Consider the following 25,959-nt stretch of genomic DNA (forward strand, 5'->3'; position numbering starts at 1 on the left):
TCAGGTCCTCTCTGTTTTGCTCAACCACATTTCATCCATTGCGCCACCACGGATCTGCATTGGATAAACGTGCTCAGTTTCATCAATATTTACGTCAACGAAGACTAATCGCTGATTTTCATTTACTTCAACAAGGGCTTGTTTTAGTTTTTCTTCCAGCTCATCAGGTGTTGTTATCGAAATACCAACGTGGCCATAAGCTTGCGCTAACTTGATGAAATCAGGCAATGATTGCATGTAGGATTGCGAATGGCGGCCTTGATAAATCATATCTTGCCACTGTTTTACCATGCCTAAGAAACCATTGTTTAAGTTGAGTACTAAAACGGGTAAACCATATTGCAGGGCTGTTGAAAGCTCCTGAATGTTCATTTGGATACTGCCGTCTCCGGTCACACAAACAACTGTCGATTTTGGATGCGCTAATTTCACCCCTAATGCAGCAGGTAAACCAAAGCCCATCGTGCCAAGACCTCCAGAATTTATCCAATGACGAGGTTTATCAAAGGGATAATATAATGCGGCAAACATTTGGTGCTGCCCGACGTCAGATGTCACATACGCTTCACCTTTCGTTAAACGGTAAATCATTTCAATAGCTTGTTGTGGCTTAACTTTTGTTGGGCTGGTTTCATAACGTAAACATTGTTTACTACGCCACTGTTCAATTTCTTTCCACCATGCAGTGAGCGCTTGGTTATCTTGTTTTGCTGAAGCTTGGTCTAACTGACCTAACATTTGCTTTAATGTAAGTTTCGCATCACCCACGATTGGGATGTCCGCATTAACCGTTTTTGAGATAGACGTTGGGTCAACATCAATTTGGATAACAGTCGCATTTGGGCAGTATTTTTCTAAGTTGTTCGTTGTTCTATCATCAAAACGAACACCAACAGCAAAAATCACATCTGAGTTATGCATAACCTTATTAGCTTCATAGGTTCCATGCATTCCAAGCATCCCGACAGACTGCTTGTGAGTTTCTGGGAAAGCTCCTAACCCCATTAAGGTTGATACTACTGGTAATTGTAGTTTTTCTGCCAACTCAATAAGTTCAGCAGAGCAATTCGCGTTAATCGCTCCCCCGCCAATATAAAAAACCGGTTTTTTTGCCGAAACTAATTTAGTTAACGCTTTTTTGATTTGACCTTTGTGGCCTTGCAGCGTTGGGTTATAAGAACGTAAAGAAACATTTTCTGGATAACGATAAGCAAACTTCAAGGCAGGGTTAACAGTGTCTTTAGGGAAATCAATAACTACAGGCCCAGGACGCCCACTTGCCGCAATATAAAAAGCTTTCTTGATGGTTTCAGGAATTTCTTCTGCGCTTTTAATTAAAAAACTGTGCTTTACTATTGGCCTTGAAATCCCAACCATGTCGCATTCTTGAAACGCATCATTACCAATTAGCGAACTGGCAACCTGCCCCGATAACACCACCATCGGTACTGAATCCATATAAGCTGTCGCAATACCCGTAATCGCATTCGTTGCCCCTGGCCCCGATGTCACTAACACGACCCCAACATCTCCTGTTGAACGTGCATAACCATCAGCCATATGCACCGCAGCCTGTTCATGACGCACTAATATGTGTTCTACCCCGCCAACAGTATGAAGTGCATCATAAATATCCAATACGGCACCGCCTGGATAACCAAACACGTGCTTTACTCCTTGGTCAATCAACGATTTGACGACCATTTCCGCTCCCGACAACATCTCCATGAGTTTGCCCCCAGACATTATTTGCAAGTGAAGAGGTATGCTCTACCTCTTTATTTTTATCATTTAAATAGTGAAATTCGTACTATTAACATATCTCTCCGGCTGAAACGAAGCAAACACCATTTCAGTGCAAGGATCACGAAACTTTCACATCATCTTGAACATGGGAATTTGATAGATAAATTGACTGCGTATGAAAATAATAGAAGGAAAAATGACTGGCATGAATGAAAAAACAGTGCAACTTTAATTAGTTGGAACCGTTACAATTTTTAATATTGAGCTATTATTTGAATGAATAAATAAAAACAGAACAAAAACAAGACCTGACTTACCCATAATACAGGTAAGCCAGATAATTAAATGGTAAATTATTCTTTGTACATCGATTCAATTTCTAATTGATAGCGCTCAGAAATGATTTTACGACGTAGCTTTAAAGTCGGCGTTAATTCACCTTTTTCCATTGAAAATGTGGTTGGTAGCAATGTAAAACGCTTAACTTGATGGAAATTTTCGATATTCTTTTGTAAATCTTTTAAGCGACTTTCGAATAATGCCACAATATTCGAGTCTTTTAAGAGTTCTAAACGATCTCGATATTTCAGGTTTATTGAATGGGCATATTCTTCTAAGCTGTCATAGCAAGGCACAATAAGCGCTGAAACAAACTTACGAGCATCGGCAATGACTGCGATGTGTTCAATAAACTTGTCTTGCCCTAATACGCCTTCAATCATCTGCGGTGCAATATATTTTCCGTTAGACGTTTTCATTAAATCTTTTAGTCTATCTGTAATATATAAATTACCTTGTTCGTCAATTTTCCCTGCATCACCTGTTTTTAACCAGCCATCCGCTGTAAATGTATCTAAGGTTTCAATCGGGCGGTTGTAATAGCCTTTCATAACCACCGGCCCTTTTACTTGTATTTCATCGTCTTTACCAATACGCACTGAAACAGAAGATAGCGGTGTACCGATCGAGCCTAATGGGTATTTCCCTTCTTCCCAGCAAGATACCGTGGCACAGGTTTCTGACATACCATAGCCGTATTTAATGTTTACCCCTGCAGAAAGGAAAAATGCAATCACATCGTCATCAAGACGGGCACCTGCAGCTGGCATGAACCGAATTCGCCCCCCTAACCCTTCACGAATTTTATTGAGGACCAGTTTGTCGACCATCGGGAAAATAGCGCGGTTAATAAAAGAGGGTTTGCGGCCTTTTGCTAAGGCTTTCACTCGGCTTCTGCCAAGGGATAATGCACAGCGAAATAGTGCCCTACGTACTAAAGGTGCTTTTGCCACTTTACTGTGTATTGCTGAATAAACTTTTTCATAAAAACGCGGAACCGCACACATTACTGTCGGTTTTACCTCAGCTAATGCTTCACGAACCTGATTGGTGTCCGTTAAATAAACGTTTAGTGCTCCAACGTGCATAACGTAAAAGCTCCACGCACGTTCAAAAACATGTGAAAGTGGTAAAAAACTTAAAGAAACATCATCAGCGGTGAGTTGTAATCGTTCGTCATGGAGATACAGCTGCGCAGCCATGTTGTAGTAATCCAACATAACGCCTTTGGGTTCTCCGGTAGTACCTGATGTATAGATGATGGTAAATAAATCACTGAGATTATGCGCAGCGATGCGTTCATCCAGTTCTGCTTGGTATGCGGTTTGTGATTGCGCCATAAACGTGGATAAATGCATGGTGTTGATTGAAATATCAGCCAACTTAACATTGTCATTCATCACAACAATCGTGGTTAATTGAGGGCAAAGAGCGGGTAATTGGCATGCAACTTGATATTGCGCCTCTTCCCCAACAAATAACACTTTAATATTTGCGTCGTTAATAATATACGCAGCTTGCTCGACACTGCTAGTCGCATAAAGTGGCACCGTGACCGCCCTAATTTGTAACGCGGCAAAATCCACTAATGACCAATTCATACTGTTGTGGGCAAATAACCCAATATTTTCTTGTGCGATAACGTTTAATGCTAAGAGGTGTCGAGAAATTGCTGAAGTGCGATCGCCAACCTCCCCCCACGTTAATGAGCTACGTTGCCCGTTATCCCATTGACTGAAAGCTATCCGGTTCGCTGATTCTTGTGCAGTAACCCTGCTACGTAAGCGATTAACCAAGTGGTATGGATATAGATTTTCAGTAATCAAAGTTTATTCCCTATAAGTCATTATCGATATAAGCTACTCGGCACATTCACAAGCACTTAACCATTCTTATTATTTCAGCTTACAAGTGTTAGCTGAATATTCGCAGTGTATCGACTAAAGAGATGCGTGAAAAGCATTTATATGTAAATTTTTTGCAAATGTTATGTCTGCTACAAAACTCACCATAGCACCTACGATAATGAGTTAATCAGCTTGTTGGCATGTATATTTTGTTATAAGCACGTTTGCAGAAATATAGAGGTTGTTGGCCTTAAGGGACAATTTCATTTGTTATTTTCCCTTAACAAAATGAGCTATTTCTTTCTCATCAGTTCGAGATAGCCTACAACCTCTAATATTTTAAATAGGCGTGTTATGCCGCAACAGGCTGTTCAGAGAGTTCCTCAATCAATTGATTAAATTGAGACTTCATCCATTGATGGCCTTTATCCCTAACCGTTGATTCATGCCAAGTTAAGTAACAAGGCAGTGTATCCTTAAGCCAAGGTAACGTTAACGTACGTAATTTAAGTTGCCCAAAGTGATGATTAACTAACCATTTTGGCACAATAGCCACGAGATCAGTTTGAGCAACAATACTCAATACACTATTTAAGTCAGTCCCTTGATAACTAACCGTATGCGATAACTCAGTATTATTATAATAAGGTTTACTAAATGACCCCATGTTATCCATTGACATAATAGCGTGGCGTTCATTATTTAGTTCAGTTTCAGAAATTGAATTACCAATACGTGGATGATGATTTGCCACCACTAATACCAATTCGTCATCAAATAAAACCTGATGTTGAAATTCCGTCTTTTCTAATTGATTATAGCCAAGGAAGAAATCCATTTCTTGGTATTTTAATTGATGAGCAATTTTATCACCCATAAAAGAATGAATGATTATATTAATATTAGGCGAAACTACCTTAAATTTTTCGACAATAATAGCAGCTAGGCGAATATCTAACGGTGAACAGATAGATAAATTAAATACCCGATCACTATTTTGTGGGTTAAAACCTGCGCTAGGTAATTCATTATGAACTAATTGTAATGCTTGCCTAATAGGCCCAAATAATTGTTTAGCACGCGATGTCGGCTGAATACCACGCCCATACCGCACAAATAACTCGTCATTAAACATTGATTTTAAACGTGAAACCGCATTACTTACTGCAGGCTGAGACATCCCTAGAACTTGCGCAGCTTTTGTCACATTTTGCATCTGCATAACCACGTCAAAAACCGTTAATAGGTTAAGATCAACATTACGTAAATGAATATCGCTACTATCTTTTTTAGCTGTTGAAATTGTATCAAAATCAGTCATTTTTTACTCCACTAATATATTTATCATTTTTCATTAACGAAAAGAGTCATTCATCTAAAGAAACCGACGAATATATAAATTCATTAAATATTATTCTTAAAACAACTTATAGATAATAAGCTATTTCGCTTTCCCTGCATTTATTAAAACGACGTTTATATTACTTAACCTATTAATTAAACTTGCAGTATAAATATCATCATAAAACGTAAATATTCATCAAAATAATGAGTGATAACTACTAATTAGACTTGCAATCACTCACCGTAAAAATAATAAAGCAATTTTTGCAAGAAATCATAATAAATCGTATTTAGAATCAATAAATATCCTCATTATCAGATTATTTTTTAAATACTCATTTATTAGATAATTAACTTAATTAAAAAGCATTGGTGTAGGTGATTCATTCCTTGCGTTGAACTTCAACTCATAGGAAAACAGAAAAACATCATAAAATTCAACACATTAAACCCAATCAATACTTAGACAATGCCTGATTGAAGAATTTTACCCTTATAATTACATAAAAATCCAGACAAAACAGAAGAGTTACACCAAAAAAATAGCAACAACCACCAACTAAAAGCCATAATTCATGATTGGTAAAAATATGCTAAAAATCTATGATTGACATTAACTTTAAGATAACGTATCAATAAATACAGTTTAATTAAGATACTCAAGAGAGACGGTTGCAATGACATTTTCTATTCGCCTACTAAGCCTACTACTACTCGCATTAAATTTGCGCGGTATGCTTATGGACGAAAAATAGAAACAAACTGTCCACAAACATTAAGAACCCGCGCAACCGCGGGTTTTTTTATGCCTGCGGCTTTGGAAGAACATAACACTCAGTAAAAACAAAATTCGATATGAGGAACACAATATGAGCAACCAAGTCATTATCTTTGATACCACCTTACGCGACGGTGAGCAGGCATTACAGGCTAGTTTATCAGTCAAAGAAAAATTACAAATCGCCTTTGCGTTAGAACGTTTAGGCGTTGATATCATTGAAGCCGGTTTCCCAGTCTCTTCACCAGGTGACTTCGAGTCCGTTCAAACCATTGCCAGAGAAATCAAAAATAGCCGAATTTGTGCATTAGCACGTTGTATTGAAAATGATATTGATGTTGCAGCCGAGTCATTAAAGGTCGCTGAAGCCTTTCGTATTCATATTTTCTTAGCCACCTCCAACTTGCATATGGAGAAAAAATTAAATAAATCCTTTGATGGCGTAATGGATATGGCAATCAATTCCATCAAGCGCGCTAGACGCTATACCGACGACGTTGAATTCTCCTGTGAAGACGCCGGCCGTACTGACCCTGACAATTTGTGCCGTATTGTTGAAACAGCTATAAATGCGGGTGCCACCACCATTAATATCCCAGATACTGTTGGTTATACAACGCCTTACCAATTTGGCGGAATTATCACTGATTTGTATAACCGTGTGCCAAATATCGATAAAGCCGTTATTTCTGTTCATTGCCATGATGATTTAGGGATGTCGGTTGCTAACTCAATCAGTGCCGTGCAAGCCGGTGCCCGCCAAGTAGAAGGGACAATTAATGGCTTAGGTGAACGCGCTGGCAACACGGCATTAGAAGAAGTGATTATGGCAATTAAATTGCGCGAGCAAATGTTAAATGTGCATACCAATATTAATCACAAAGAAATTTACCGGACCAGCCAATTAGTTAGCCAATTATGTAATACACCAATCCCAGCGAATAAAGCGGTTGTCGGCAGCAACGCATTTGCTCACTCATCAGGAATTCACCAAGATGGCGTACTGAAAAACCGCGAAACCTATGAAATCATGACGCCTGAGTCCATTGGCTTAAAAGAACAACAACTGAATTTAACCTCACGCTCAGGCCGTGCCGCTGTTAAGCACCGTATGGAGGAAATGGGGTATCACGAAGGTAAAGACTTCAAGTTGGATGAATTATATACTGCATTTTTGAATTTAGCCGATAAAAAAGGTCAAGTGTTTGACTATGACTTAGAAGCCTTGGCTTTCTTTACTAAACAACAAGATGAAACTGACCACTTCGTAATGGACTATTTCAGTACGCAATCAGGCTCTAGTATTGTTGCGACAGCAACAGTCAAAATGCAGTGTGGTGATGAAGTGAAGTCTGAAGCTGCAACCGGTAATGGCCCCGTTGATGCGATTTACCAAGCTATCAGCAACATTACACAATTCCCTATGAAGTTAGTCTCTTATCAGCTGTCAGCTAAAGGCCACGGCGAAAATGCATTAGGCCAAGTAGATATCGTGGTTGAATGCCATAACCGTAAGTTCCACGGGATGGGGTTAGCGACAGATATCGTTGAATCTTCAGCAAAAGCCATGGTGCATGTGTTGAATAGCATTTGGCGCTCAGAGCAAGTTGAAAAAGAAAAACAAAAAATAAATCAAGAATCACAATCAAACACAAAGGAAGCTGTTTAACAATGTCTAGTTATAAAATTGCCGTATTACCGGGAGATGGCATCGGTCCAGAAGTGATGGCGCAAGCTCACAAGGTTTTAGCTGCTATCAGCAAACGTTTTGCAATAACAATCAACACCACTGAATATGATGTTGGCGGTGCGGCAATCGACAAGCACGGTGAGCCATTACCACAGGCCACAGTAAAAGGTTGTGAGGAAGCTGACGCTGTCTTATTTGGTTCTGTCGGTGGGCCGAAATGGGAACACTTGCCACCTGATAGCCAGCCTGAACGTGGTGCATTATTGCCTTTACGTAAGCATTTTAAATTATTTAGTAATTTACGCCCTGCTCGCTTATATCAAGCATTAGAAGCATTTTGCCCATTACGTGCAGACATCGCAGCTCAAGGCTTTGATATTCTTTGTGTGCGTGAATTAACAGGTGGGATTTACTTCGGTCAACCAAAAGGCCGCAAAGGTGAAGGCCAAGAAGAATACGCATTTGATACTGAAGTTTATCACCGCTATGAAATCGAGCGTATCGCACGTATTGCTTTTGAATCAGCCCGCAAACGTAATAACAAAGTCACATCAATCGACAAAGCAAACGTGTTACAAAGCTCGGTCTTATGGCGTGAAGTGGTCAATCAAATCGCAAAAGAATATCCAGATGTTGAAGTCAGCCATATGTATATCGATAACGCAGCCATGCAAATGATCAAAGCCCCATCACAGTTTGATGTGGTGTTATGTTCTAACTTGTTCGGCGATATCATTTCTGATGAATGTGCGATGATCACCGGTTCCATGGGCATGTTACCTTCTGCGAGCTTAAATGAAGTTGGATTTGGTTTGTATGAACCTGCGGGAGGCTCTGCTCCAGATATTGCTGGAAAAAATATTGCCAACCCAATTGCACAAATTTTATCTGCTTCCATGTTGCTAAGATTTAGCTTAGACCAAGCCGATGCAGCAGATGCAATCGAGCGTGCGGTCAATAAGGCCTTAGAAGAAGGTTTTAGAACATCAGACTTAGCAGGTGCAGGTCAGTCAATAAGTACCAGTGAAATGGGCGATATTATTGCTCGTTATATTGTAGAAGGGGTTTAACATGGCCAAGACTTTATATCAAAAATTGTATGATGCCCACGTTGTCCGTGAGGTCGAAAATGAAATCCCTTTGATTTATATCGATCGCCATTTGGTACATGAAGTGACATCACCTCAAGCGTTTGATGGTTTGAGAACTAAGAAACGTCCTTTACATCAACCAAGTAAAACTTTTGCCACAATGGATCACAACGTATCAACGCAAACCAAAGATATTAATGCGTGTGGCGATATGGCTCGTATTCAAATGCAAGAGTTGATGAAAAACTGTAAAGAGTTTGGCGTAACTTTATATGATTTGAATCACCCATACCAAGGTATTGTCCATGTGATGGGGCCTGAGCAAGGTATTACTTTACCCGGTATGACCATTGTATGTGGAGACTCCCACACCGCAACACACGGTGCATTTGGCTCATTAGCCTTTGGTATCGGAACATCTGAGGTTGAGCACGTGATGGCGACTCAAACGCTGAAACAAGCACGCGCTAAAACAATGAAAATTGAAGTCGTAGGCAAAGCTCCAGCAGGTATTACCGCAAAAGATATCGTTTTAGCGATTATCGGTACAACGGGCAGCGCAGGCGGTACTGGCTATATTGTTGAGTTTTGTGGTGAAGCTATAGAAAACTTAAGCATGGAAGGCCGCATGACGGTATGCAATATGGCAATTGAATTAGGCGCGAAAGCGGGAATTATCGCACCGGATGAAACCACTTTTGCCTATATGAAAGGTCGCCAATTTGCACCTAAAGGCCAACAATGGGACGATGCGGTTGCTTATTGGAAAACATTAAAAACGGATGATGATGCACAATTTGATAAAGTCATCACTATTCAAGCAAGTAGCATCGCGCCACAAGTCACTTGGGGAACCAACCCTGGGCAGGTGATTGCCATCAACCAGCCGATCCCTGCTCCTGAGTCATTTGCAGACCCTGTTGAACGAGCTTCCGCTAAAAAAGCATTAGCTTACATGGGGTTAGAGTCTGGCATTAAATTATCTGATGTCAAAATTGACAAAGTATTTATTGGTTCATGTACGAATTCACGTATTGAAGATTTACGTGCCGCTGCTGCAATTGCAAAAGGTAAAAAAGTGGCTAATGGCGTACAAGCTATTGTTGTTCCGGGATCTGGCCCTGTTAAGGCCCAAGCTGAGCAAGAAGGTTTAGATAAAATTTTCATTGAAGCGGGTTTTGAATGGCGTTTACCGGGTTGCTCTATGTGTTTAGCGATGAATAATGACCGCTTAAACCCTGGCGAACGCTGTGCATCAACCAGTAACCGTAACTTTGAAGGCCGCCAAGGTCGCGCAGGTCGTACTCACTTGGTTAGCCCAGCAATGGCAGCTGCCGCAGCGATTAATGGCCATTTTGCTGATGTACGTGATATTCAAATCTAAGGAGAAAATGATGGAAAAGTTTATTACACACGTCGGGATTGTCGCTCCTTTAGATGCAGCCAATGTGGATACTGATGCCATTATCCCTAAACAGTTTTTGCAAAAAGTGACTCGCACAGGTTTTGGGCAACACTTGTTTAATGACTGGCGCTTTTTAGATGAGAACGGGCAACAACCTAACCCTGATTTCGTCTTAAATAAGCCAGTTTTTAAAGGGGCAAGTATTTTATTAGCTCGCGAAAACTTTGGTTGCGGTTCATCCCGTGAGCACGCACCTTGGGCATTAACTGACTTTGGTATTCAAGTGGTTATCGCCCCAAGCTTTGCTGATATTTTTTATGGTAACTCGTTCAACAACCAATTATTACCAATCAAATTAAGTGAAGCTGAAGTGGATGAGCTGTTTAACTATGTTAATAGCCATGAAGGTTGCCAGTTTACGGTAGACTTAGAAGCTCAAACCGTGACTGCTGGTGATAAAACCTATCATTTTGAAATTGATAGCTTCCGCCGCCACTGCATGATGAATGGCTTGGATAGTATTGGTTTGACGTTGCAGCATGTCGACCAGATCACCGATTTTGAAAGCAAGATTCCATCCTTTATGCAGTAAATCCTTTTCTACGCCTACTTTGGTGGGCGTAGTTCCTCTTTTAGCTCTAATTATCCAACTAAACCGCCTACTTCGCACCAAAAATGCGGAATTCATCCATCATTAAAAATTTACAATCCAAAATCACTTCCCCGTTAATATCTTCCTGTATAATTAATAACAAAATAAGATTTTTGCCTTTAACTGAACGATTTTTTCTAAATAGTTCGCACTGTAGCTAGGCGGTGAGAGAAGATATCTTGGGGAGCATACATAAGTATGTGACCCAAGTAGCTGAACGAAACCAACAACGCGACAGTGCGAAATATGACGAAAAAATAAAAAAAAGCCGGTAAAAACCGGCTCGGTGATAAACACCATTACTCTAAATGGGGGAGTCGGCCTGCAACATGCAGACCAAACGAGCTACTTACTGCCTTCTATTATCGTGAGATTTTAGGAAATTAAAATTGATGTATTTTTTGCCGGAGTTCCTCTTTTATGTCTAATTCACGATTACAAACCCAGTTCATTCGTCTCTGGCAACACTTTCAGGGCCAAGACAGTGAAACAACTCTGCAAGATATCGCTGATACGCTGTTTTGCTCTCGCCGTCATGTTCGGACGCTACTTAATAATATGCAGTCACAAGGTTGGCTCAGTTGGCAGGCTGAGTCTGGTCGAGGAAAACGCTCGGCCCTTATTTTTCATGTTAATGGCTTAGAGCTACAACAGGCACAGGCTGAACAACTACTCAAAGAAGAAAGTATTGAAAAACTTGTCGCCCTAGTGGGTGATAAGGAAACCATTCGCCAAATGGTATTGTCTGAACTGGAACGCAGCTATCGACAAGGTAAGAATTTATTACGGATTATTTATTATCGAGATTTCCCGACACTTCTTCCTGGCGCCCCCATGCGCCGCTCAGAAATTCACTTGATGAGTCAAATATTTAATGGCCTTACCCATATAAATGAGGAAAAAGGGGAAGTGGAAGATGGCCTTGCCCACCATTGGCAACCCATCAGTGATACCCAATGGCGTTTCTATTTACGCCCTGCTATTTATTTCCACCATGGGAGAGAAATGGCTGCCGACGATATTATCTATTCCCTTTTACGCTTAAAAACCTGTTGGCCGCTATTTTCACATATACAATCCGTCAGCTCACCGCAACCTTATGTTATTGATATCACGTTAAGTGAGCCTGATAAACAGCTACCTTGGTTATTAGGCAGTCATCATGCGGCTATTTTACCGAAAGAGTGGGAGAGCCTCGAAAACTTTAGCCGTTGTCCTATCGGCACTGGCCCCTATCAAGTAGAAAAAAACTTGCCACAAAAGCTGACTATCACGGCTTTCGACCGCTATTTTGGCTATCGTGCACTGCTAGATGAAGTGACCATTTGGGTGGTTCCTGAACTTTCAGAACAAATGGTTTGTACAACATTAAAAATGGATGGTGACAAGCACCATAATGATTCACTTGAAAGCCGCATGGAAGAAGGCTGCTATTTCCTCTTAATGGATCAGCGCTCACCGGTTGCTCAGCGTGAAGATGTCCGTAAATGGTTATGTAGCTTTTTAACACCCGTCAACCTACTTGCCCATTGTGAACCGTTTTATCAGCGCCATTGGGCGCCAGCTTATGGCTTATTACTCCATTGGCATCATAGTAAAATGCTAACCTTGTTCCCTAAGCCTGAAGATTTGACTGAGCTGACTGTTACTTTTTATCGCAACCACCATGAGTTCTATGCGATTAGCCAAATTATGAAACGCGTGTTACAGACACAAGGCGTGGAGCTCAAGATTAATATCATTGATTATGATGATTGGTTTAATGGCAATGGGCAAAGTGATATTTGGTTAGCAACAGCTAACTTTTTTAAACCTCTTGAATTTTCTATCTTTGCTACCTTGTACGAAATGCCATTACTGCGCGAATGCCTTAATAACACTCTCCGCGATGAACTTAATCTATGGCGTAATAACCAATTAGATGTAGAAGCCTGGTGTGAAAGCTTAATTGACTCGCAAATTTTCCACCCTATTTTTCATCATTGGCTTGAACTACAAGGCCAAAAAACCATGCGCGGCGTACGGATGAATACCTTTGGCTGGTTTGATTTTAAATCTGCATGGTTTAAACCCTCTGAGGATAACCTAGCAAAATAATGATAGTTATAAACAGATAAAATGAATAATAAGGATGTTATTCACTTTTTCTGTGGATATCCATGTGAACAACCTCATGGTAATCAGGGTATATCCCCAAGCCACTTTTTTATCAAAAAAAAGAATAGTCAAATAATCATTGATAAATCAAATAAGTAAATAACAAAAAAGCGTTTTATCCACTGGCTATTTTTCTAGCTAAAATACTTAAGACTTTAACTGAGCAAAGATCAAACAACGTTGTATTTATCCACAAGATATGTGCTCAACTTACTCATATTTTGTGATATTCGTCATAAAAACCGTTTAGTCAAGGCTGTAAATACACACAGTAATCTCTATTTTTCACAGTTATCCAGAAATCCTGTGGATAACCTAGTGCATGATCCTGTGATTATCTTGGGATGAACTTGAATAACCTCTGTTATAATTTATGACCTAGATGAATAAATAACATTATATCCCTATATATCAAATAGTTAAAAACATCAAAGAAAAAGTGTTATACTTCTTCAGTTCTATGTATTTTCACTGGCTACTTTTTATACATTAATATTCAAACCATGATGCCATTTATTGCGCCACCGCCACCTGATAACGAAGCAACCTTAATGGGTCGAGCGCAAGCCCTTGCTGGCTATACGCTTGGTGAGCTCGCCCAACATGCTGCTATCCCTATCCCTCCTGACCTCAAACGAGATAAAGGCTGGGTTGGTATGCTATTGGAATATTATTTAGGTGCGAGTGCGGGAAGCAAGGCAGAGCAAGATTTCGCTCATATTGGGATTGAATTAAAAACCATTCCTATTGACCGTTATGGTGCTCCACTCGAAACGACCTTTGTTTCTGTAGCGCCATTAACGGGGAATAGTGGCTTAACATGGGAAAATAGCCATGTTCGCCGCAAACTATCCCGCATTTTATGGTTTCCTATCGAAGGGGAAAGGCAAATTCCACTCTCACAACGCAGAGTCGCAAACCCGTTAATCTGGAGCCCATCTCCCTTTGAAGAACAGTTACTAAGACAAGATTGGGAAGAGCTAATGGACCTCATTGTATTAGGCAAAGTGGAAAGTATCACTGCACGCCATGGGCAGGTATTACAGATCCGCCCTAAGGCCGCAAACAATAAGGCACTAACGGAAGCGATTGGTGAGTTCGGTCAACCGATTATGACGCTACCTCGTGGTTTTTATCTCAAAAAAGATTTTACCGCGCCCCTGTTAGCGCGGCATTTTAATCTAAGTTAGTCGCTAACCATCGCCTGTACCAAAGCAGACGATAAATTATTATCACTGTTTAATTTGTTAATTAGAAGGTACTAAGATGTTTGAATGGATACTGGACCCCAATGCTTGGATGGCACTCGCCACACTAACCATATTAGAAATTGTCCTAGGCATCGATAATATTATTTTCCTCAGTATTGTGGTGAGCAAGCTTCCAAGCCACCAGCAAAATAGTGCCAGACGGACAGGCCTTATTGCGGCAATGGTGATGCGCCTTGCGTTATTGGCTTCGATTGCTTGGTTATCACGCCTTACCACGCCGCTTTTCACTGTCGCAGACCATGTTGTATCCGCTCGCGATCTCATATTATGCGCAGGTGGGATTTTCCTTATTTGGAAAGCAAGCCAAGAAATTTTTGATACGATTGAAGGGGAAAGTGAAAATAATCTAGCAAATAAAAAAGTGAGCTCATTTTGGGGCGCTATCGTGCAAATTGCTTTATTAGACATTATCTTCAGTTTAGATTCCGTGATCACCGCAGTGGGGCTATCAGACCACTTATTTATCATGATGGCAGCGGTAGTCATCGCTGTACTCATTATGATGCTTGCGGCCAAACCCATTGGCGACTTTGTTGAGCGCTACCCCTCCGTAAAAATCTTAGCCTTATCGTTTTTGATTCTAGTTGGTTTCACTTTACTACTTGAAAGTGTTCAAGTTCACGTATCAAAAGGCTATATCTACTTTGCGATGTTCTTTTCCATGGCAGTACAAGTCCTTAATATCTTGCGCAGCAAAAAATGGAAAACCAGAAATCAAACTAATTAAGATGGTGACCTAACCGCCTGTTTAGCCGCTAAAATAGCCCCCTCTACCGCTTTTTTTGCTTGCGGGCTATTTTTCCAGCAACTTGAACCTGTCAATGCAGCACCAGAAATTAAAATTTCATCGTAAGATGCTTCACTCAGTTGTGCGAGTGAGCTAAAACCCATTTGTTCTAAGCGGCTAATCACCATGGGACCGACACCTTTAACGGCCAACAAAATCTGCTTTTCTGATTCGGAAAATGCCATTTTACTCTTCTCTTTGTTAATGAATTGATGTTTATTACGCTAATATTTTGCATTTTACCTATTTAATACTTTAAAATTGTAACTATAACAATGCCAGTTTTAATAATTATTAACTGACCTATCTTATCACCCAATCTGTACCTGCTCTGTGTTAGGAATTCACCATGTATAACGTTCCACTAACCAACCTGAATCAACACACGATGAAATTACCTGATAGCCGTCTATTTTGCTGGTTCGAATCAGGCCCTAAAACAGGTTTTCCTGTTATTTTTTGTACTGGAGCGGGAATGAGTGGTTCATTAGGATTTGGTTTGGATTTACTCGAAAAACTAAATATTCGTTTAATTGTTCCTGAACGCGCGGGTCTTGGTGAGTCAACATTTCACCCTGAAAAATCATTGAAAAGCTTTGCTATGGATGTTCAAGCCCTACTAGATGAACAATCTATTACTCAATTTTCAGTTGTCGGTTTTTCTCAAGGCGCCGTTTTTGCCATGGCCGTCGCCCACTATTGCCAACCTATTTCACTGTCTATCGTGTCAGGACAAGACCAATTTGAATACCCTGCAACTCGTGCGGTACTCAGTGCTGATGTTGTGAACATGCAAGAACAAGCCCTTAACACCCCTGAAGCGCTGTCTGATTGGTTATTAAAAAATGTCACTGGTGAGTGGTTATTAGCATTTATTCTTAATTGCAGCGCAGAAATAGACCAGCAACTTTATAATGAAGAACATTTCCTTGAGGCATATAGCCATTGCATGCGACGTGCTTTCGCCCAAGGCAACCAAGGTTATGTTCAAGACTTATTAATTGCATTACAGAAATGGGAATTCACCCCTGAAACGACCCGCGTGCCAGTCTCTTTATGGTATGGCGAACTCGATATGAGTACAGTTCATTCCCCTGATTTTGGCAAAATATTAGCCAGCCGTTTTCCCAATTGCCAACATCATTTATTAAGTGATGAGGGAGGCTCCCTACTTTGGACACAAGCAGAAGCTATTTTAGCCGATATTCAGCAGCACGCTACATAAGCAAAAACCGCGATGAGTTATTCATCGCGGCTATTATTTACATCCTAGATTCACATAAGTGAATTAACGGTACACAATCCCGCCATCAGTCAAAATAGATTGACCAGTAATATAGTCAGAATCATCGCTCGCTAAGAATGCAACCAAACCAGCCACATCATCTGGCGTTTGCGCACGACCTAATGCGATGCCTTCGACATATTTTTTATAGGTTTCACCTTTTGGCGTACCGGTGATTTCAGAGAAGCGCTCATCAATCTCTACCCACATATCTGTTCCAACAATACCTGGGCAATAAGCATTCACAGTTATACCTGAACTTGCATACTCTTTTGCAGCCGCTTGAGTTAATGCACGTACCGCAAATTTTGTAGCGGAGTAAACTCCTAACATCGCAAAACCATCATGTCCTGCAATAGAGGAGGCGTTGATGATTTTTCCTTTTTGTTTACGTTCTTGGAATTTTTCACTGGCAGCTTGAATTCCCCACATGGTTCCATCTACGTTGATTTTGAAGATTAAATCCATATCTTCTTGGCGAACATCAGCGATTGGCTTAACTTGTGCAATCCCTGCGTTATTAATCATTACATCAAAACCACCTAACTCAGCTTCTGCATGAGCCACCGCAGCAAAAACTTGGTCACGTTGACTGATATCTGCGGCAAATGTTGTTACTTTACGGCCTAAAGCTTCAATTTCTTTGGCAACATCTTGGAGCTTGTCTTTTTTCAAATCTACCAGTGCGATATCAGCCCCTTCTTTCGCTAAACGTAATGCGATACCACGGCCAATCCCTTGAGCTGCACCAGTAACTAAAATAACTTTATTATTTAACGCCATACTTATCTCCTACTGAGTAATAGCCAAATTGACTAGTTCACCTTTAATATTAAGTTAGCAACAATAACAACAAGTTACAAAGCAATGATTTTACTCTAACATTTAATATTTATAAAAAATATTACACTATTAACATGGTGAATATATTTTTTTTACCGTAGAAAAAAGCATATAGACGTAAATTACAAGATTATTGTTAATAAAAATCATTCTCAAATCAATAAACAAAAAGTGCGATTCCTTCATTTTCAGTACAATTAATAATCACATAGATAAATTGTGGATATAAAAAAGCCACCAATCGGTGGCTTCTTGATACAGTAAAATATAAATAACTTATTTTTTAGCAGCTTGGATATACAGCATTTCTAATGCAATAGACGCTGCGGCGAGTGCCGTGATTTCAGATTGGTCATAAGCCGGAGCCACTTCGACTAAATCCATACCCACGATGTTTAAAGACTGTATTCCACGCAATAATTTCAATGCACGATCTGACGTTAAACCACCAATAACAGGGGTTCCTGTCCCCGGCGCAAACGCTGGATCAAGGCAGTCAATATCGAAAGTCAAGTAAACAGGTAGGTCGCCAACAATCTCTTTGATTTGCGCAACCATATCATCCACACTACGATCATTCACCTGACCTGCATCCAATACAGTAAAGCCATTGTCGCTGTCATGTTCGGTACGAATACCAATTTGTACTGAATGATTTGGGTCGATCAGACCTTCTTTTGGTGCATGATAGAACATGGTTCCGTGGTCAAATTTGCTACCATTGCCATAGGTGTCCGTGTGTGCATCGAAATGAACTAAGGCCATTTTACCAAAGTGTTTCGCATGAGCTCGCAGCAATGGCAGTGTAACGAAATGGTCACCACCAAAGGTCAAGCAACGTTTACCTGATTCAAGTAGTTTTTCAGTGTGTGCTTGCAGCTTGTCACTCATGTCTTGCGCATCACCAAAAGCAAATACCACATCACCACAGTCAACAACATTCAAACGGTCTGTTAACTTGAAATTCCAAGGCCAGCGGTGGCTTTCCCATGCAAGATTTGTGGAAACTTGGCGAATTGCGGCTGGCCCATGACGACTACCTGCACGACCTGAAGTTGCCATATCGAAGGGTACACCGGTGATCACCCACTCTGCATCTGAACTATAAGGCTGAAAATTCAGCGGGAAACGTAAGAAACCAAATGCGTTAGAAACCAGTGAATTATCAACTTGATTGCCTAAAGTACTATTAATCATTTCTGTTCCTCAAAATAGGCCTGCCCGTTAGCAAGCCCTTTTAATATTCGATTCGAATCGTTTTACCTAAATCAACTTCGCGCAGTATAAATAATAAACAAATCATGTTATTTGCACAAAGTTATTATCTGTTCAGTATCTTAATGCGCTAAATAGTTCGTGCTGTCGCTAGGCGGCAAAATGAGCCAATCCCTAGGAGCATACACAAGTATGTGACTAGGGTTGGCAAATGCAGCCAACAACGCGACGGTGCGAAATATAACGCGCATTTACTCGTCTTCTAAATAAGTATACCCATATAGGCCATTTTCGAATTCTTCTACAAAATCTTTTTGCAGTTGCTCACTCAAGCCTGTCCCTTTTACTTGCTCTGTGAAACTTTCTAATAGGACTTCTGGGACTAATTTGACGTATTGCAGCATATCTGCCACAGAATCGCCCTCTTCACTTTGCAAGTAACGCAGATTACCTTGGCTATCAACCCAGACATCTATTGCTGCGGTATCACCAAACAGATTATGCATATTACCTAAAATTTCTTGGTATGCCCCAATCATAAAGAAACCTATCATTGGTGGGTTTTCTGGGTCATATGCAGGCATTGGCATTGTGGTTTCAACGCCATCACCATCAACGTAATGGTCAATAATACCGTCTGAGTCACAGGTGATATCTAACAGTACTGCACGACGGTCTAATGGTTTATCTAACCCTTCAATCGGTAATACTGGGAACACTTGGTCAATTCCCCAAGAGTCTGGTAGCGATTGGAATAAGGAAAAATTCACATAAAACTTATCAGCCATGCGCTCTTGAAGTTCGTCGATTATCGGACGATGAGCACGATTGCTTGGATCTAAATCCTGTTGAATGCGGCGGCAAATATTTAGGTATAACTCTTCTGCCCATGCACGTTGGGTCAAATCTAACACACCATGAGCATATTGAGTGTGCGCTTCTTGTAAGTCGAACTGGCTATCATGCAACCATTCGCGTAATGAACGGCTATTACCTTGGTGCTGCATTGACTCCCACGTTTCCCATAAAGAAATTAATGAACGTGGCGCATCTTCATGAGGCGGTGTTGTTTTGGTAAATTCATTACGTTCAACCCCAATCACATTGGACACTAACACCGTATGGTGCGCTGTCAACGCACGGCCTGATTCCGTAATTACCGTTGGATGTGGTAAATCAAACTCTTCACACGCATCCCCAATCGCCCAAATGACATTGTTGGCATATTCATTTAAGCCATAGTTGACTGAGCAATCGGATTGAGAGCGAGTACCTTCATAGTCAACACCTAGGCCACCACCCACATCAAAGCACTGAATGTTGACTCCTAGGCGATGCAATTCAACATAAAAACGGGCTGATTCACGGACACCGGTTGCGATATCACGAATATTAGCCATCTGGGAGCCTAAATGGAAATGAAGCAACTGCAGGCTATCTAGGCGATTAGCATTGCGTAAAATTTCCACTAATTGCAGTACTTGAGTTGCAGCCAAACCAAATTTAGATTTTTCACCGCCACTTGCCTGCCATTTACCTGAGCCTTGGGAAGCCAAACGGGCACGAACCCCTAAGCGTGGCGTGACATTTAAGCTTTCCGCTTCTGCCAATACCATCTCAATCTCAGACATTTTTTCGATAACAAGGTAAACCTTGTGACCCAATTTTTCCCCAATTAATGCTAATCGGATATATTCACGGTCTTTATATCCATTACAGACGATAACGGTTTGTGTTTTACCTGCGTTCGCTAAAACGGCCATTAATTCAGCTTTTGAACCCGCTTCAAGCCCTAACGGTTCCCCAGAATTAACCAGTGATTCAATGACTCGGCGTTGCTGGTTAACTTTTATTGGATAAACCAGGAAATAATCGCCTTTATAGCCATAAGACTCACGTGCACGTCTAAATGCTGCGTTTATTGAACGTAAACGGTGCTGCAAGATTTGCGGGAAACAAAACAGTGCAGGCAAGCGTAAATGCTCCTGCTCTTCTTTAACCTGATTAACGAGGTCAGCTAAATCAACAAAGGTGTCAGGGTTCTCAGGGTTCGGGCAAACACAGACATTTCCGCGCTCATTCACCTGATAGTAACCACCACCCCAATACGCGATGTTGTACGTCTGACGCATTTTGCGAGCGATATTATCATTCATAATAAACTCCTTTTATGGAGGGGTGAGTGACGCGTTCTCCTTCCTGATGCATGTCAGTGAAGACATAACACTGCAAGGCAGTTATGTCGGGGAAACGGCAATACTCAGATTTTAATAAAAAGTGCTTAGAACTTCTAAACAGTGACAATATACGACCTTAAGCTGACAGATTAATGACTCAGCCTCGAAGGTGTATTAAAGATGTGACGGTAACTTCGTGATGAAGTAAAGAATGACAGGAAAGTAAATGCCAAAGTCACGCGGCGATCCGCATATGACGGTTGGATACTGTTATTCAGTAGATTATGGATCATTACCCATTAACCCCCAATATAACTGTTTACCCCTTTAAAATTTCAATGTGGTAGCACTATTTTGGCAGTTTGACCTGTTGATTTAAGCTATATCACCTTATTTTTTATTGAAATTCAAAAGTTTATAAACATTCCTGATAGATAGCAGAAATTTTATATTATTCTGCTGGTATATAACGGGAAATAACAACCATCCGTTACGGTCGCAGTTTATACATCTATTGCGCTCAAAAAGCAAAACCAAAATGACTAAATTGCGATAAAACTTTACCAATGGTTGTTTTATGTCTCTATTCGTTTTTTATATAAATACAGGTAGAAATTTTTACTGTATGGGACTAAAATAGCCGTCTAGATGTTAAAACATCCAATTATAAATTTGCGAATTCTTAAGGTATTAATCTCATGGCTACACATCTCTTTACTTCTGAGTCTGTATCAGAAGGGCATCCAGATAAAATTGCTGATCAAATCTCTGACGCAGTACTTGATGCTATTCTGGAACAAGACCCGAAAGCTCGCGTTGCCTGCGAAACCTACGTCAAAACAGGTATGGTAATGGTCGGGGGAGAAATCACCACCAGTGCTTGGGTTGATATTGAAGAAATCACGCGCAAAACTGTTCGCGAAATTGGCTACACCAGTTCCGAAATGGGCTTCGATGCCAATTCATGTGCCGTTTTAAGTGCGATTGGTAAACAGTCGCCCGATATCAATCAAGGTGTTGACCGTGTTGACCCATCAGAACAAGGTGCCGGTGACCAAGGCCTAATGTTTGGTTATGCAACCAACGAAACTGATGTATTAATGCCTGCTCCTATTACTTATGCACACCGCTTAGTTCAACGCCAAGCAGATGTCCGTAAAAATGGCACATTGCCATGGTTACGCCCAGATGCAAAAAGTCAGGTTACTTTCCAATACGACAATAATAAAATTGTCGGTATTGACGCTGTTGTTTTATCTACTCAGCATTCTGAAGATATTCAACAAAAAGACCTGCATGAAGCCGTGATGGAAGAAATCATCAAGCCAGTCCTACCGGCAGAATGGTTATCAAAAGATACAAAATACTTTATTAACCCAACAGGTCGCTTTGTCATCGGTGGTCCTATGGGTGACTGCGGTTTAACAGGCCGTAAAATCATTGTAGATACCTACGGCGGTATGGCTCGCCATGGTGGTGGGGCATTCTCTGGTAAAGACCCGTCAAAAGTTGACCGTTCAGCAGCCTATGCAGCACGTTACGTGGCAAAAAACATTGTCGCCGCGGGCCTTGCTGACCGTTGTGAAATCCAAGTTTCTTACGCTATCGGCGTGGCAGAACCGACATCGATTATGGTAGAAACCTTTGGAACAGGTAAAGTTGATGAGTCATTATTGATTCAATTAGTTCGTGAATTCTTTGATTTACGCCCTTACGGCTTAATCAAAATGCTTGATTTATTACACCCGATTTACCAACAAACTGCTTCATATGGCCATTTTGGTCGTTCTCAGTTCCCTTGGGAAAAAACTGACAAAGCTGAAGCATTGCGTGCCGCTGCAGGCCTGTAATCTCTTTAGTCAATAAGTCACATACAAAAACCCATCAAATGATGGGTTTTTTATTGCTCACAATGAGCGATTAATTTTTTTGCGTAAACTGGAAGATAGCCATCCCCGCAACCATTGCTAATGTAAATATTATCCCTTGTGTCAATCCCATTCCTGTTAACAATAATGCAGGTCCTGGGCAGATCCCTGCTAACCCCCACCCCACACCAAATAACACACTTCCGGTGACTAGTTTTTTATCTATCGTTTGATTGGTAGGAATTTGCAATGGGCAATTAAGTACACTAACAGAGCGTTTTTTAACCCCTAAGAAAGCAATACCACTGATTACCATTCCAACTGCCATCGTAATTAATAAAGAAGGATCCCACGTTCCCGTAATATCTAAAAATGCCAAAATTTTTGCTGGATTTCCCATCCCGGCAATGACCAATCCTAAACCAAACAGTATCCCTGAAATTAATGCGATAAGAATAGGCATTGCTTTATCTCCCTATCCCATAATGGTTGGCTAGTGCGACTGTCGCAAAAGCAACAATCATAAAGACTAATACTGCAACAATTGAACGACGGGATAACCTTGCCATGCCGCAGATCCCATGACCGCTAGTACAGCCACTTCCCAGTCGTGAGCCAAAACCGACAAATAACCCAGCTAATACTAAAATAGGTGTGCTGGTCGCAATGTTAACTTCTGGTGTATACGCCAACCAAGTAAACAACGTTGGGGCGCTCATCAAACCAATAATAAATGCCAATTTCCATGCAGTATCCCCCTTAGTTGGTTTCAATAAACCGCCTAAAATACCGCTGATACCTGCAATACGACCGTTAAACACTAATAAAATTGCTGCGGCTAAGCCAATCAACACACCGCCAATCGCGGCAGAAAGTGGCGTAAAATTAGCCCAATCTATTGTCATTTCATTTCTCCTTCACAGGGCAATAAAGCTGATATAACGTATTGAGCAACGTAAATAATTTTTCATCTGCTATCGCATAGTAAATGCGCTTTCCTTCTCGACGCGTCATCACTAAGCCTTCATTACGCAATACTGTTAATTGTTGAGAGAGTGTCGGTTGTAATATTCCTAACTGCTCTTCTAACTCGCTAACGCAGGCTTCACCCTGTGTTAATTGGCATAATAAAATTAAGCGATCTGGATTCCCTAGTGTTTTCAATAATGAAGCCGTTTCTGATGCGGCCTGCTTCATCGCTAACAGTTGCTGTTCAGAGGTATTATTGGGCATATGTTATTTCTAGTTAATATTATATAAAAATACAATATATGTTTTGATATAATATTTGTCAATTATTGCTTGTTTATGTCCATTACCTTCACGTATCCTTTACCCCATGAAAACAATCCGTGTTCCACTCTTTTTACAGCAACAAGTCATGCGCACATTGCGAGAAAAACTCGCACTTGCAGAACACAAACTCGAACAATCATTTTCAGAGCCAACGGTTAATTACAAACAACGGGGGACAACTGCGGGTAGTGCTTACTTAAAAGAATGGGAAATTCGCCTTAACCCCAGTTTACTTATCGAAAATACAGAGCAATTTATTGATGAGGTTGTGCCTCATGAATTAGCGCATTTGTTGGTTTTTCATGTATTTGGCCGCAAAGGTATCGCACCGCATGGCAAAGAATGGAAATGGATGATGCAACACGTACTGGAAGTCACGGCGAAACGTACGCACAACTTTGCGGTTACAACAGTAAAAAGTAAAACATTTCTCTACCGTTGTGCCTGTGAAGCGTCCCATGAATTAACCATACGCCGCCACAACAAAGTATTACGTGGTGAAAACCAATATTTATGTCGAAAATGTGGAGAAGTATTGAAACAAGAAGGGATTTCTGTCGCTGCGGCAGAAAATTAGACTTTCTGCCGCATCAAGTTTGAGATGTGCGCTTAAGCAAACTCCGTCATCACTAATTTTGCGATTTCAAAGTAGATAATTAAGCCTGTACCATCAATGAAAGTTGCAATGAACGGGGCAGAAACAACTGCTGGGTCCACTTTCATTTTCTTCAATACCATTGGAATGATTGAAGAAACAATCGCACTCCACATTGTAATGGCAACGATGGTTAAGCTAACCACAATAGTCACTTCGTGGCCAACACCTAAAATCCATGCACGAATTAATGCCGCACCACCGATGGTCACCGCCACTAAAAATGAGGTAGAAACCTCTTTCTTCAGTACGGTACCAAGGTTACGTAAACTCACCTCGCCCAATGCCATTGCACGGACTAATGTTGATGTAATTTGTGTTCCACTATTACCGCCTGTACCAATCAACAGCGGAATGAAAAACGCTAACGAAATTGCGGCTTCGAGCTGTTCTTCAAATGCTTTTAATACAGTTCCTGTATACGCTTCGGCCACAAATAGCATCAATAACCAAACGACACGTTTACGCCATAAAGTTACAGGGCTTGTCGTTAAGTAGGGCTCATCTAATGGGGTAGTAGCGCCTTGTAGCTGCGCATCGAGTGTATTCTCATCTTCAATCAGTTCGGCGATATCTTGCGGACGCAAAACACCCATTAATTTGCCAAATTGCACCACAGGTATCATATCTAAACCGCTATGATTAATCAGATCATAAACATCATGACGTGATTGTTCTGGGGCAACAGAAAAATAATTGTGTCGCATGATATCAGAAACTAATAAATTTTCAGGTGAAGCTAATAATGATTTAACTGAAAGAATGCCATTTAAATAATTGTCATTGTCGACAACAAATAAATAGGTTGGGATTTGCTCGCCATCAAGGTGTTCAATAAGATTTTTTTTCACGCAAGCTATTGAGTCTGCGACAGATACTGGCAAATATGATTGACTCATATAAGCGCTGACTGTTGCATCATCAACTTTTGCTGGCTGTGTGTTATTGTCTTTGAGGCGTGCGCCTTTCATTGCGGATTGAGCAATAGCAACTGCTCCCGCTTTGTTCTGGGTAGTGAATGTCATTTTTTTAGTCCCTATTACTGTTGGTTACTCAAACAGTACTCACATAGGGGCGAAACCAGATGAGAGAATGCGAAAGCTATCTCTTCGTCTCGGTTTTAGCACTATACAACGTATCCTGACTTAGCAGGAAGTTACATGGGGATATACCTTCGGTCGATATATCCTGTCCTAATCTTGGGCGTCTCTCGACGTCGTCAGATCAGTAACCTATGTTTGTATAGGAGCCTCGCCTAACGAGATACTGCACTTTGGATGCGGCGCGAATTATACCCATTGGTGAATTAATTGCCACCCTATATCTACGTTTTTTTACGCATGGAAAACTTATTGTTTAGGTTCCGTTTAAGTTTATATTAAATATATCTTTATAAAGTAACAAAATGTAACTAATAATAAGAATGAATATTAGAATTGAAGTAAATATATTTATTTACTTATCAATAACCAACCCTTTGAGAAATCAAAGTATCATTTGTAATATTATTTAG

The 25,959-nt window shown here is 40.7% G+C and carries 21 protein-coding genes and 1 riboswitch; of the genes, 10 read left to right on the forward strand and 11 right to left on the reverse strand.

Annotated features, from left to right (window positions below):
- The 3 genes from ilvI to leuO form a co-directional block, all read right to left on the reverse strand.
- The gene (gene ilvI, locus SJ312_RS08010; RefSeq protein ID WP_036958468.1) at positions 1 to 1,728 is read right to left on the reverse strand and encodes an acetolactate synthase 3 large subunit; all 1,728 of its coding nucleotides are present in this window, start codon (positions 1,726 to 1,728) and stop codon (positions 1 to 3) included.
- A 371-nt stretch (positions 1,729 to 2,099) separates the two neighbouring features.
- Complete coding sequence (locus SJ312_RS08015) at positions 2,100 to 3,911, reverse strand: AMP-dependent synthetase/ligase (RefSeq protein WP_036958469.1); 1,812 nt, start codon at positions 3,909 to 3,911, stop codon at positions 2,100 to 2,102.
- A 373-nt stretch (positions 3,912 to 4,284) separates the two neighbouring features.
- Entirely contained in the window at positions 4,285 to 5,253 is a 969-nt protein-coding gene (gene leuO / locus SJ312_RS08020; protein WP_140171045.1) for a transcriptional regulator LeuO, read from the reverse strand.
- A gap of 892 nt (positions 5,254 to 6,145) precedes the next feature.
- Here leuO and leuA point away from each other — a divergent pair.
- The 7 genes from leuA to SJ312_RS08055 all read left to right on the forward strand — a co-directional run bounded on the left by leuA (position 6,146) and on the right by SJ312_RS08055 (position 15,047).
- Positions 6,146 to 7,723: a 2-isopropylmalate synthase gene (gene leuA, locus SJ312_RS08025; protein ID WP_004262054.1), complete on the forward strand. Its 1,578-nt coding sequence runs from the start codon at positions 6,146 to 6,148 to the stop codon at positions 7,721 to 7,723.
- A 2-nt stretch (positions 7,724 to 7,725) separates the two neighbouring features.
- A complete protein-coding gene (gene leuB, locus SJ312_RS08030; RefSeq protein WP_272574675.1) occupies positions 7,726 to 8,814 on the forward strand; it encodes a 3-isopropylmalate dehydrogenase in 1,089 nt (362 codons plus the stop codon).
- Between the two features lies 1 nt (position 8,815).
- Positions 8,816 to 10,219 carry a 3-isopropylmalate dehydratase large subunit gene (gene leuC, locus SJ312_RS08035; protein WP_319867377.1) on the forward strand — a complete coding sequence of 468 codons (1,404 nt, stop codon included), beginning with the start codon at positions 8,816 to 8,818 and terminating at the stop codon, positions 10,217 to 10,219.
- A 7-nt stretch (positions 10,220 to 10,226) separates the two neighbouring features.
- Positions 10,227 to 10,832, forward strand: coding sequence for a 3-isopropylmalate dehydratase small subunit (gene leuD, locus SJ312_RS08040; protein ID WP_071585891.1), 606 nt, complete (start codon positions 10,227 to 10,229; stop codon positions 10,830 to 10,832).
- A 480-nt stretch (positions 10,833 to 11,312) separates the two neighbouring features.
- Entirely contained in the window at positions 11,313 to 12,989 is a 1,677-nt protein-coding gene (gene sgrR, locus SJ312_RS08045) for an HTH-type transcriptional regulator SgrR (protein WP_136134536.1), read from the forward strand.
- 566 nt (positions 12,990 to 13,555) lie between these two features.
- A complete protein-coding gene (gene mutH / locus SJ312_RS08050; RefSeq protein WP_036958529.1) occupies positions 13,556 to 14,239 on the forward strand; it encodes a DNA mismatch repair endonuclease MutH in 684 nt (227 codons plus the stop codon).
- Positions 14,240 to 14,315: 76 nt separating this feature from the next.
- The gene (locus tag SJ312_RS08055) at positions 14,316 to 15,047 is read left to right on the forward strand and encodes a TerC family protein (protein WP_004262066.1); all 732 of its coding nucleotides are present in this window, start codon (positions 14,316 to 14,318) and stop codon (positions 15,045 to 15,047) included.
- Here SJ312_RS08055 and SJ312_RS08060 read toward each other — a convergent pair.
- Positions 15,044 to 15,292: a hypothetical protein gene (locus SJ312_RS08060; RefSeq protein WP_004262067.1), complete on the reverse strand. Its 249-nt coding sequence runs from the start codon at positions 15,290 to 15,292 to the stop codon at positions 15,044 to 15,046. The two genes, SJ312_RS08055 and SJ312_RS08060, sit on opposite strands and share 4 nt — an antisense overlap.
- A gap of 164 nt (positions 15,293 to 15,456) precedes the next feature.
- On the opposite strand from SJ312_RS08060, the gene SJ312_RS08065 reads away from it, so the two are divergent.
- Positions 15,457 to 16,332, forward strand: coding sequence for an alpha/beta fold hydrolase (locus SJ312_RS08065; protein WP_096863193.1), 876 nt, complete (start codon positions 15,457 to 15,459; stop codon positions 16,330 to 16,332).
- A 63-nt stretch (positions 16,333 to 16,395) separates the two neighbouring features.
- On the opposite strand, the gene SJ312_RS08070 is transcribed toward SJ312_RS08065, so the two are convergent.
- The 3 genes from SJ312_RS08070 to speA all read right to left on the reverse strand — a co-directional run bounded on the left by SJ312_RS08070 (position 16,396) and on the right by speA (position 20,606).
- Positions 16,396 to 17,175, reverse strand: coding sequence for an acetoin reductase (locus SJ312_RS08070; RefSeq protein ID WP_004262072.1), 780 nt, complete (start codon positions 17,173 to 17,175; stop codon positions 16,396 to 16,398).
- A 336-nt stretch (positions 17,176 to 17,511) separates the two neighbouring features.
- Positions 17,512 to 18,432, reverse strand: coding sequence for an agmatinase (gene speB, locus SJ312_RS08075; RefSeq protein ID WP_094961355.1), 921 nt, complete (start codon positions 18,430 to 18,432; stop codon positions 17,512 to 17,514).
- A 269-nt stretch (positions 18,433 to 18,701) separates the two neighbouring features.
- On the reverse strand, positions 18,702 to 20,606 hold the full coding sequence (speA, locus tag SJ312_RS08080) for a biosynthetic arginine decarboxylase (RefSeq protein WP_004262076.1): 1,905 nt from the start codon (positions 20,604 to 20,606) through the stop codon (positions 18,702 to 18,704).
- Positions 20,607 to 21,325: 719 nt separating this feature from the next.
- Between speA and metK the strand changes: the two genes are divergently transcribed.
- The gene (gene metK / locus SJ312_RS08085; RefSeq protein ID WP_004262078.1) at positions 21,326 to 22,477 is read left to right on the forward strand and encodes a methionine adenosyltransferase; all 1,152 of its coding nucleotides are present in this window, start codon (positions 21,326 to 21,328) and stop codon (positions 22,475 to 22,477) included.
- A 70-nt stretch (positions 22,478 to 22,547) separates the two neighbouring features.
- Here metK and SJ312_RS08090 read toward each other — a convergent pair whose 3' ends face one another.
- Genes SJ312_RS08090 through SJ312_RS08100 form a run of 3 tightly spaced genes read right to left on the reverse strand, consistent with a single transcriptional unit; the run spans position 22,548 to position 23,728 of the window.
- Positions 22,548 to 22,958, reverse strand: coding sequence for a DUF6691 family protein (locus SJ312_RS08090; protein ID WP_004262080.1), 411 nt, complete (start codon positions 22,956 to 22,958; stop codon positions 22,548 to 22,550).
- Positions 22,959 to 22,962: 4 nt separating this feature from the next.
- Entirely contained in the window at positions 22,963 to 23,400 is a 438-nt protein-coding gene (locus SJ312_RS08095) for a YeeE/YedE family protein (RefSeq protein WP_004262082.1), read from the reverse strand.
- Position 23,401: 1 nt separating this feature from the next.
- Entirely contained in the window at positions 23,402 to 23,728 is a 327-nt protein-coding gene (locus tag SJ312_RS08100) for an ArsR/SmtB family transcription factor (RefSeq protein ID WP_004262083.1), read from the reverse strand.
- Between the two features lie 106 nt (positions 23,729 to 23,834).
- Between SJ312_RS08100 and SJ312_RS08105 the strand changes: the two genes are divergently transcribed.
- Positions 23,835 to 24,368, forward strand: coding sequence for a SprT family zinc-dependent metalloprotease (locus SJ312_RS08105; protein WP_165879853.1), 534 nt, complete (start codon positions 23,835 to 23,837; stop codon positions 24,366 to 24,368).
- A gap of 32 nt (positions 24,369 to 24,400) precedes the next feature.
- Here the strand turns inward: SJ312_RS08105 and SJ312_RS08110 are convergent, their stop codons facing one another.
- A complete protein-coding gene (locus tag SJ312_RS08110) occupies positions 24,401 to 25,471 on the reverse strand; it encodes a magnesium transporter (protein WP_004262087.1) in 1,071 nt (356 codons plus the stop codon).
- A 73-nt stretch (positions 25,472 to 25,544) separates the two neighbouring features.
- Positions 25,545 to 25,716, reverse strand: a riboswitch (M-box (ykoK) riboswitch).
- Positions 25,717 to 25,959: the final 243 nt, after the last annotated feature.

Origin of the sequence: Providencia sp. CIM-Carb-044, assembly GCF_033901115.1 — a bacterium.
GTDB lineage: Bacteria > Pseudomonadota > Gammaproteobacteria > Enterobacterales > Enterobacteriaceae > Providencia > Providencia hangzhouensis.